The following is a 7,748-nucleotide window of genomic DNA, read 5'->3' as shown; positions in this document are numbered from 1 at the left end:
CGCTGCGGGCCGCCGCCGCCTTGCCGGGCGAGGGCTGGTCGGGCCGCGTCGCGCCGCCGGACGGCCAGGTCAATCCGATCGGACCGATCGAGAGTTTCCTCGTCGCCGTCATTGAACAGCTGCGCGCCCGCACCAGCGAGCGGGGCGGCGCCGATCTGGGCCTGCAGTGCGACGCCCGACCCGCGATCGACCTCGTCCGCGAGCGCGCGCCGGAGGCGGCCAAGGCCTTGGCGGCCATCGAGGCGCCGCTGCTGGCCCTGGCCCGCGCTCTGGAGGACGTGCTGGACGAGGACGCCGAGCATCTGGGGCCGTCCGAGCGCGCCCGCATCGAAGGCGCGCTGCGAGGCCTGGATCGCCGGGCCCGCATGACCTTGCCGGCCTGGCGCTCGATCTTGAAGGCCATCGAGGACGACGATATCGAGCCGACCGAGACCGACCCCGACTTCGTCGACTGGTTCGAGGCGACGTTCCTGTACGGCCGTGTCGTCGACGCCGCGTGTCGGCGTCACTGGGTCGATCCGACCGAGCCGCTGCGCGCGGCGGTGCTGTCGCCCGCCCATGGCGTGCTGGTCACCAGCGCCACCCTGGTCGATCCGGCCCTGGAGGACCCGTTCGCCCTGGCCGAGATGCGCACGGGGGCGGCGCGCCTGCCGTCCGCGCCCAAGGTGCTGCGCCTGGTCTCGCCGTTCGACTACGAGAACAACGCGAGGGCTTTCGTCGTCACCGACGTCAACAAGGAAGACCCGCGCCAGGTCTCGGCGGCCATGCGCGAGCTCTTCCTGGCGGCCGGGGGCGGGGGGCTGGGGCTCTTCACCGCCATCCGCCGTTTGAAGGCGGTGCATGAGCGCATCGCCGCGCCGCTGGCCGATAACGGCCTGGCTCTCTACGCCCAGCACGTCGATCCGCTGGAAGTCGGGGCGCTGGTCGACATCTTCCGCGCCGAGGAGGACGCCTGTCTGCTGGGCACCGACGCGATCCGGGATGGCGTCGACGTGCCAGGCCGCTCGCTGCGACTACTGGTGTTCGACCGGGTGCCCTGGCCGCGTCCGGATGTTCTGCACAAGGCCCGCCGGCTGCGGTTCGGCGGCAAGGGCTATGACGACGCGGTGGCGCGGGCGCGGATCAGCCAGGCCTTTGGCCGCCTGATCCGCCGGGCCGACGACCGCGGCGTCTTCGTCATGCTGGACGCCGCCGCGCCCACCCGCCTGTTTTCGAGCCTGCCCGAGGGCGTGAGCATCGAGCGCGTCGGCCTGGTTGACGCCATCGAGGCGACCGCCGCATTTTTATCGAAGACAAAAGCCTAGAGCCGTCCAGTTTCGCTGGAGAAATCCCGTTGGTCCGTCTCGCCGCGCCGCTCTTCGCCGCCGCCCTCCTGGCCGCCAATGTCGCCCAGGCCGACGAGTTCGTCCGCCCCGACTGTCGCGGCGCGGTCGCGCCCACGTCCAGCCTCAAGTTCGATACCCCCGAGCACGCCCTCTGGTATCGGCGCTTCTGGACGGGCGATTGCGCGAATCTGCCCTTCTTCTGCATCTCGGGCGCGCCGAACTGGAACGACATCGTCGGCAAGCTCGTGGTCAAGGGCGGTCCGTCCGAGCAGTCGGCCTTGCTGCCCAAGGCTTGTCGGCTGGGTCAGCTGATCGGCCTGGAATGGTCTCGCGAAAAGAAGATCCGCCGGATCGACACCCGCGATCTGCGGGTTTTCAACGGGATACTGAACGCCTCCGGCGACGCTCTGCGGGGCGTGGACCAGGTGGAGACCAAGGCGCGGGCGCTGACGACGACGCACTGACTCAAAGCCGTCGAAATTCTGCAATCGCCACGCCCTACAAGCCCTTCATAGGGAGGGAACAGTTCAGGAGCGTACCGATGATGACTCGACCCGCCGACCCCGCGATCGACGAAGCCGCCACGCCCGCCCGGGCCCGCTCGGCTCGGGCCCTGATCCAGGCGGTGCGTTGGCGCACCGGCCTCTCCCAAGCCGATTTCGCCCGCGTGTTCCGGATAGATCTGACGCTGCTGGAAGACCTGGAGCGCGGCGACGCTCGTCCCGATAGCGCGCTCACCGCCTATCTGCGGGTCATCGATCACGCGCCCGAGGCGGTTCTCGAGGCCTTGCGGCGCGCGCCGGGCTGAAGCGTCTGGCGCTAGCCCTGATCAGTCACGAACGGGCCTGATTTCGGCTGAAGCTCGTCTTTATCGACTCGCGCCCCCGGTTCGAAGAGGTCGGCAATATTGGCCGATTTTCGGAGAACGGCGATTTCTCACTGGCGTCTTCCCAGGAGGGAAACCGGTGGCGCCCGACTATTTGCCTCGCAAAGAGTTAAGGCGCTTGGAAACTAGAATTTTAAGTATGGAATGTTTTGCAGCCGCGACGGAATGGTGACGCTCGCCCGTTAGAGACGGGGAAAGGGGCGTGGATTTCCGACGCCGGAGTGTGGAACTTGGTCGAGCAGCTCTTCTTCTTTCACAACCCGAAAGCCGGCGGCACATCGGTCGTCGACGCGTTGAAGCGGTTGTTTCCGGAAGAGCGACAGTGTCCGCGCATCGAGAACGACGCCACCGAGCACGCCGATCGCGGCGGGCGCTATGGGGTTTTCCGAGGCTATGACCTCTATGCCGGCCACTATGGACGCGACATCCGCGACGTCGTGGGGCCGCGCATGCCCATGGCCACCAACTTCCGTTGGCCGATCGACCGCGTTGTCTCGGTGCATCGCTACTTCCGCTACATGGTCGAGATTTCCGACGAGCAGGCGCGCGATCCGCGTTATCGCGCGGTGGCCCTGGCCAAGCGGCTGGCGCTGGACGACTTCGTCACTTGCGACGACCCGGCGGTGGTGATCCACACCTATGACCACCACTATCGCCAGCTGACGGGGTCGGGCTGGTCGCCGCACTACGAGCGCGACCTGAAGGCGGCGAGGGACCTGATCGACCAAATGGTGTGGTTCTATGTCTGCGAGCATCCCTACGAGTCTCTGGACTGGGCCCAGACCGCCTTCGAAGGGCGCCTGGGCGACGTCGCGAGGCTGAACGTCACCCAGGCGGAGTCACACAGCGCGGCTCTGGGCCCAAGGGCTTATCGGCAGCTGCTGGCCCAGAACCAGAACGATATCGCCATCTACCGCCACGCTCTGGACCGCCTGCTGACCGAGACCGCGCCGGTCGAAGTGCGGCTGATCGCGTAGGCGCCACGGGGTCGGCCTCGCAAACGATTTCCGAGCGTGGCGTCTACCCATTCTGGGGTCTGCGACACGCGGACGCGTTGTCTCTACTTCCGTGTTCAGCGAAATGAGCGCGTCGGCTTTGAGGCGACGCCGCCGCGCTCGGAGCTCAGCGCGACCGACGCCGTCCTGTTGGGGAACAGGACGACGCCCCCGCGCCCCAGGGCCGGGGGCGTTTTCATGTCGGCTTTCCCGCTATCGAGCCGCGGTCAATGAACGGCGTGCGTCCAGTGGTCGCATGGCGGCGGCGTTAGGGTCCTATAAACCTTCGCGCCCATGGGGAAACGCGACGATCACTTGCGAGAAGCCGAGCGGCTCGAGCGCCAGGCCGAGATCGCCGATAGCGCGCACGCGCGCGCGGCGTTGCTGCGCATGGCCCAGGCGTCTCGCGGCGCGGCCGCCTTGGCGCGCATGTTCGAGGCCTGTCGCGATGACGGCCCGTCGCCGCTTCGGCCTTAGAGCTCTGGTTTAGAGGGCGCCATCTAAACCGGATAAGCAGGTTCTAGACCTCGGCCGGGGCCTCCAGGCAGACCGCCACGCAACGCTTGGCCAGTTCCTCCGTCGCGTCCAGGAACGGAACCGACAGGTCGGCCGCCGACAGCACCAGGGGCACTTCGGTGCATCCGGCCACCACGCTTTGCGCGCCCTTGCCGACCAGGCGATGAGCCAGGGCGGCCATGGTCTCGCGCGAGGCCGCGCCCAGGTCGCCCTGCTTGATCCGATAGAGCAGGGCCATGAACTCGACCTGCTCGTGGTCGTCCAGCATCACCACCTCGAGCCCCATGTGCGAGAAGCGGTCGCGATAGAGCGCCAGGGCCAGGCTGGTGCCCAGCACGCCGACCACCCGGGCGCCGCGCGTTTGGGCGGCCAGGCCGGCGGTCTCCAGCATGTCGACCAGCGGCAGGCCCGAGGCCTCGACCGCCTGGGCGTAGGCATGGGCGGTATTGCAGGCGATGGCCAGCACCTGGGCGCCGGCATCGCGCAGTCCGACCGCCATCGCGGCCAGCACGGGGCCGGGATCGGAGGTCGAGACGTTGCGGTCGGGAACCTTGGGATTGATGTCCACGAGCACGCGCAGGTGGTCCTGCTCGCGCTTGACCGGCGTGGCCGCCTGCAGCTTGGCCAGGAAGTCCAGGGTCGCCGCCGGACCCATGCCGCCGAGGACGCCCAGAACCTTGCCGTGGGGTGTCGTGGTCATGATGGGGGTCTCTCGATCGGACACAGGGGCGTGAATCGCCGTTAGCCCAGAGCGGGTTCGAGCACCGACTGATAGCCGAACAGACCCTGCGCCCCGCCGGTGTGCAGGAACACCACGCGCTCGCCCTTGAACGCGCCCTTTCGCGCCTGGTCGATCAGGCCCTTCATGGCCTTGCCCGAATAGACCGGATCCAGCAGCAGCCCTTCCGTTCGGGCGGCCAGGGTCAGGGCGTCGATGACGCCCTGGTCGACCAGGCCATAGCCCTCGCCGACATAGTCGCAGTCGGCCACGACCATCTCGCGCGTGACGCGGCCGGCCGCGCCGATGGTCTCGGCCGTGGCGACGGCCAGGTTGAAGACGTTCTCTTCCTGCTTGGGCTTGGGCGCGCGCACGCCGAAGCCCAGGATCGGGATGTCGACCGACAGCGCCGCGAAGCCGGCGACCAGGCCCGCATGGGTGCCGGCGCTGCCGGTGGCCGTGACCAGGCGGTCGATCTTCAGATCCATCTGGTCGGCCTGAACCACCAGCTCGCGGGCGCAGTCGACATAGCCCAGCGCGCCGATCGTGTTCGAGCCGCCGCCGGGGATGACATAGGGCTTGCCGCCCCGCTGGCGGACGCTCTCGGCGCTGCTTTCCAGCTCGGCGACCATGTCGCTGCCAGCCGGAACATGGCGGATCGCCGCGCCCATCAGCTTATCGAGCAAAACGTTGCCGTTGCCCATGTAGTCGCCGGCCTTGGAACCCGTGCGCTCTTCCAGGATCACCTCGGTCTTGAGGCCGAAGCGGGCGCCGGCCGCGATGGTCTGGCGCACGTGGTTGGACTGGACCGCGCCCTGGGTGACCAGGGTGTCGGCGCCCTGCTTCAGGGCCTCGCCCAGCAGAAATTCCAGCTTGCGGGTCTTGTTGCCGCCGCCGGCCAGGCCCGTGCAATCGTCGCGCTTGACCCAAAGGTCGACGCCCAGCGCCGCGCCCAGGCGGGGCAGGGGCTCCAGCGGCGTGGGCAGATGGGCGAAGCGGGCGCGGGGAAAGCGGGCGAGGTGCATGGGCGAGGTTCCTCGAAAGACTCGCCGGCTGTGTTAGCACGCTCAGCGCCGCGCGCGACCCGCCGTGTCGCGCGTGCTATGATGAATCCTGGCGAGGCCGTCCCAATCCACGAGGCCGCCCGCCGGGAGGAAGACGAAATGACCCGAGCGATCCCCATCGCCGGTCTCTGCGCCGTGGCCCTGCTGGCCGGCGCGGGCATGGCCGGCGCTTCGACCCTCGTGATCGGCAATGGCGAGGCCAAGGAATGCTCCGACGCGGCCCTCGGCGGCAAGGCCGACAGCCACGCGATCATGGCCTGCACCACGGCCCTTGAGGTCGAGACCCTGAATTTCCGCGACCGCGCCCGCACCTATGTGAATCGGGGCGTTCTTCAGATGCGCCAGCGCCAGTTCGCGGCGGCTCGGGCCGACTTCGACCAAGCGACCGGCATCGATCCGCAGCTGGGCGAGGCCTATGTGAACCGGGGCGCGACACTGGTCGGCGAGGACCGCTTCCGCGAAGGCGTCGAGCAGATCGACAAAGGCCTGTCCCTGGGCGTCAAGGATCCGGAAAAGGCCTTCTTCAACCGGGGCCTGGCCAACGAGGCCCTCGGCGATCTGCAGGCGGCCTATCGGGACTATTCGCGGGCGGCCGAGCTGAAGCCCGACTGGGCGGCGCCGAAAACCGAACTGGCGCGTTTCTCGGTCAAGCGGCCCTGAGCTGACGCGTCATGCGTTCGCGCCGGCCGCGGGCGAGGAGCTCGAACATGCGCCAGGTTCTGTTTCTGACCGTCGGCCTTCTGGCCCTGACCGGCGCCTGGTCGGTCGCGGCGCAGAACGCCCTTTGGGACATCCAGGCCCGCAACGCCGCTCACCAGGCCGCCGACGCCGCGCGCCGCGACCAGCTCTCGAACCAGATGGAGGTGGTCGCCGCCCAGGAGCGGGCGCGTAGCCAAGTGCTGCTGCGCGATCTCAACGATCAGCGTCTCGCCGGCGCCGGCCAGCCTTCCGGCGCTCTGACCGTGACGCCGCCTCGGCCGGCGGAAGAGGTCGACCGGCGCGACGCGGACCTGACCGCCTCGATGGACCGTCTTGAGCGCTTGACTCAGGACGCCTTGGCGCGGAGCAACGCGCGGATGCGGGCCATCGGCCCGGCCAAGACGCGCTGATCGAGGAGGTCGAGTTTCATGGAGTGGGAAGACGGCCGCCAGGAAGGCAATATCGAGGATCGGCGCGGCATGGGGCCGGTCGGCGTGGTCGGGGGCGGCGTCGGGGCGGTGGTTCTGGCGGCAATCGGCTATTTCGTGTTCGGCATCGACCCGCGCGCGACCCTCCAGGCGACCCAACAACTCCAGGAGCCAGCGGCCGTACAGCAGGAGGGCGCGCGCGGGCGGGTCACCGATCAGGAGGGCCGTTTCGTCGACGTGATCGAGACCTCGAACCGCGACGTCTGGACCCCGATCCTGGCCCAGGAAGGCGTTCGCTATCGGCCGCCGCGCGCGGTGGTGCTGTATGACAGGGCCACGCCCACGGGCTGCGGGACGGGGCAGTCGGCCATGGGGCCGTTCTATTGCCCGGCCGACCAGAAGGTCTATCTGGACCTGTCGTTCTGGAACGAGCTGGAAAGCCGTTTCGGCGCCAAGGGCCGCTTCGCCCGCGCCTATGTGATCAGCCACGAGATCGGCCACCACGTGCAGACCCTGCTGGGAACCTCCGACCAGGCCCGCCGCCTGGGCGCGCGCGGGGCCGAAAGCGGCTCGGTGCGGCTGGAGCTGCAGGCCGACTGCTACGCCGGCGTCTGGGCGGCCCACGCGGGCGAGGCCTCGGGCGGCAAGATCGTCATCGACCGCGACGACATCCGCGACGGCCTGGGCGCGGCGGCGGCGGTTGGCGACGACACCCTGCAGAAGGAAACCCAGGGCCAGGTCGTGCCCGACAGCTTCACCCACGGCACCAGCGCCCAGCGGATGCGCTGGTTCACCCGCGGCTACGACCAGGGCGATCCGGCCGCCTGCGATACGTTCTCGGCCGAGAGGCTTTGATCACGGTCAAGGCGCGTCCAGGGCGCGGCGGCCTAGGATCGCGCCATGCACATGACCTTCACGGATGAAGATCGGGCCCTGCTGGAGCGCTACATCGAGAGCGTCCTGCTGAGGTTCGCCGACGAACGGTACGATCTGCGGGACGCGACCAAGGAGCTGGCGGAAACCTTCGTCCAGGTCGGGCGCAACGCGTTCGGCGTCATGGCCCATATGCGCGGGATCGTCGAGGCCGGCGACGACGCCTGAGAAGCGCGGCCCGCGA

11 protein-coding genes are annotated in these 7,748 nt (G+C 68.9%); 9 read left to right on the top strand and 2 right to left on the bottom strand.

Features of this window, described 5'->3' with window-relative positions; all coding sequences use genetic code 11:
• From FCU40_RS15200 to FCU40_RS15180, 5 genes are all read left to right on the top strand, one after another.
• The coding region (locus FCU40_RS15200; RefSeq protein ID WP_275052057.1) for a helicase C-terminal domain-containing protein at positions 1-1,304 on the top strand (1,304 nt) is incomplete at its 5' end.
• A gap of 29 nt (positions 1,305-1,333) precedes the next feature.
• Entirely contained in the window at positions 1,334-1,789 is a 456-nt protein-coding gene (locus FCU40_RS15195) for a hypothetical protein (RefSeq protein ID WP_004618496.1), read from the top strand.
• Positions 1,790-1,866: 77 nt separating this feature from the next.
• Positions 1,867-2,133, top strand: coding sequence for a hypothetical protein (locus FCU40_RS15190; protein ID WP_241693626.1), 267 nt, complete (start codon positions 1,867-1,869; stop codon positions 2,131-2,133).
• Between the two features lie 308 nt (positions 2,134-2,441).
• A complete protein-coding gene (locus tag FCU40_RS15185; RefSeq protein WP_004618501.1) occupies positions 2,442-3,188 on the top strand; it encodes a hypothetical protein in 747 nt (248 codons plus the stop codon).
• A 312-nt stretch (positions 3,189-3,500) separates the two neighbouring features.
• Positions 3,501-3,683 (top strand): hypothetical protein, encoded by a 183-nt coding sequence (locus FCU40_RS15180; RefSeq protein WP_168076025.1) that lies wholly within the window; start codon positions 3,501-3,503, stop codon positions 3,681-3,683.
• A gap of 43 nt (positions 3,684-3,726) precedes the next feature.
• On the opposite strand, the gene FCU40_RS15175 is transcribed toward FCU40_RS15180, so the two are convergent.
• The gene (locus tag FCU40_RS15175) at positions 3,727-4,422 is read right to left on the bottom strand and encodes an amino acid racemase (protein WP_168076023.1); all 696 of its coding nucleotides are present in this window, start codon (positions 4,420-4,422) and stop codon (positions 3,727-3,729) included.
• Between the two features lie 41 nt (positions 4,423-4,463).
• Positions 4,464-5,465, bottom strand: coding sequence for a D-cysteine desulfhydrase (locus FCU40_RS15170; protein ID WP_168076021.1), 1,002 nt, complete (start codon positions 5,463-5,465; stop codon positions 4,464-4,466).
• Between the two features lie 138 nt (positions 5,466-5,603).
• Between FCU40_RS15170 and FCU40_RS15165 the strand changes: the two genes are divergently transcribed.
• From FCU40_RS15165 to FCU40_RS15150, 4 genes are read left to right on the top strand one after another with little or no spacing between them, the layout of a single operon-like run.
• Positions 5,604-6,164, top strand: coding sequence for a hypothetical protein (locus FCU40_RS15165; RefSeq protein ID WP_004618509.1), 561 nt, complete (start codon positions 5,604-5,606; stop codon positions 6,162-6,164).
• Between the two features lie 47 nt (positions 6,165-6,211).
• A complete protein-coding gene (locus FCU40_RS15160) occupies positions 6,212-6,613 on the top strand; it encodes a hypothetical protein (RefSeq protein WP_168076019.1) in 402 nt (133 codons plus the stop codon).
• 18 nt (positions 6,614-6,631) lie between these two features.
• Positions 6,632-7,486, top strand: coding sequence for a neutral zinc metallopeptidase (locus tag FCU40_RS15155; protein WP_168076017.1), 855 nt, complete (start codon positions 6,632-6,634; stop codon positions 7,484-7,486).
• Positions 7,487-7,531: 45 nt separating this feature from the next.
• A complete protein-coding gene (locus tag FCU40_RS15150; protein ID WP_004618516.1) occupies positions 7,532-7,732 on the top strand; it encodes a hypothetical protein in 201 nt (66 codons plus the stop codon).
• The last annotated feature ends 16 nt before the right edge of the window (positions 7,733-7,748 follow it).

This window comes from Caulobacter sp. SSI4214 (genome assembly GCF_012184455.1).
Taxonomy (GTDB): domain Bacteria; phylum Pseudomonadota; class Alphaproteobacteria; order Caulobacterales; family Caulobacteraceae; genus Caulobacter; species Caulobacter vibrioides_E.
The sequence above is the reverse complement of the archived record's forward strand: the minus strand, read 5'-3'. Positions and strand labels throughout refer to the sequence as shown.

Excerpts from the sequence above, each read along its gene's own strand:
- FCU40_RS15180 (WP_168076025.1), top strand. The coding sequence starts at position 3,501 with ATGGGGAAACGCGACGATCACTTGCGAGAAGCCGAGCGGCTCGAGCGC.
- FCU40_RS15160 (WP_168076019.1), top strand. The coding sequence starts at position 6,212 with ATGCGCCAGGTTCTGTTTCTGACCGTCGGCCTTCTGGCCCTGACCGGC.
- FCU40_RS15165 (WP_004618509.1), top strand. The coding sequence starts at position 5,604 with ATGACCCGAGCGATCCCCATCGCCGGTCTCTGCGCCGTGGCCCTGCTG.
- FCU40_RS15150 (WP_004618516.1), top strand. The coding sequence starts at position 7,532 with ATGCACATGACCTTCACGGATGAAGATCGGGCCCTGCTGGAGCGCTAC.
- FCU40_RS15190 (WP_241693626.1), top strand. The coding sequence starts at position 1,867 with ATGATGACTCGACCCGCCGACCCCGCGATCGACGAAGCCGCCACGCCC.
- FCU40_RS15155 (WP_168076017.1), top strand. The coding sequence starts at position 6,632 with ATGGAGTGGGAAGACGGCCGCCAGGAAGGCAATATCGAGGATCGGCGC.
- FCU40_RS15170 (WP_168076021.1), bottom strand. The coding sequence starts at position 5,465 with ATGCACCTCGCCCGCTTTCCCCGCGCCCGCTTCGCCCATCTGCCCACG.
- FCU40_RS15175 (WP_168076023.1), bottom strand. The coding sequence starts at position 4,422 with ATGACCACGACACCCCACGGCAAGGTTCTGGGCGTCCTCGGCGGCATG.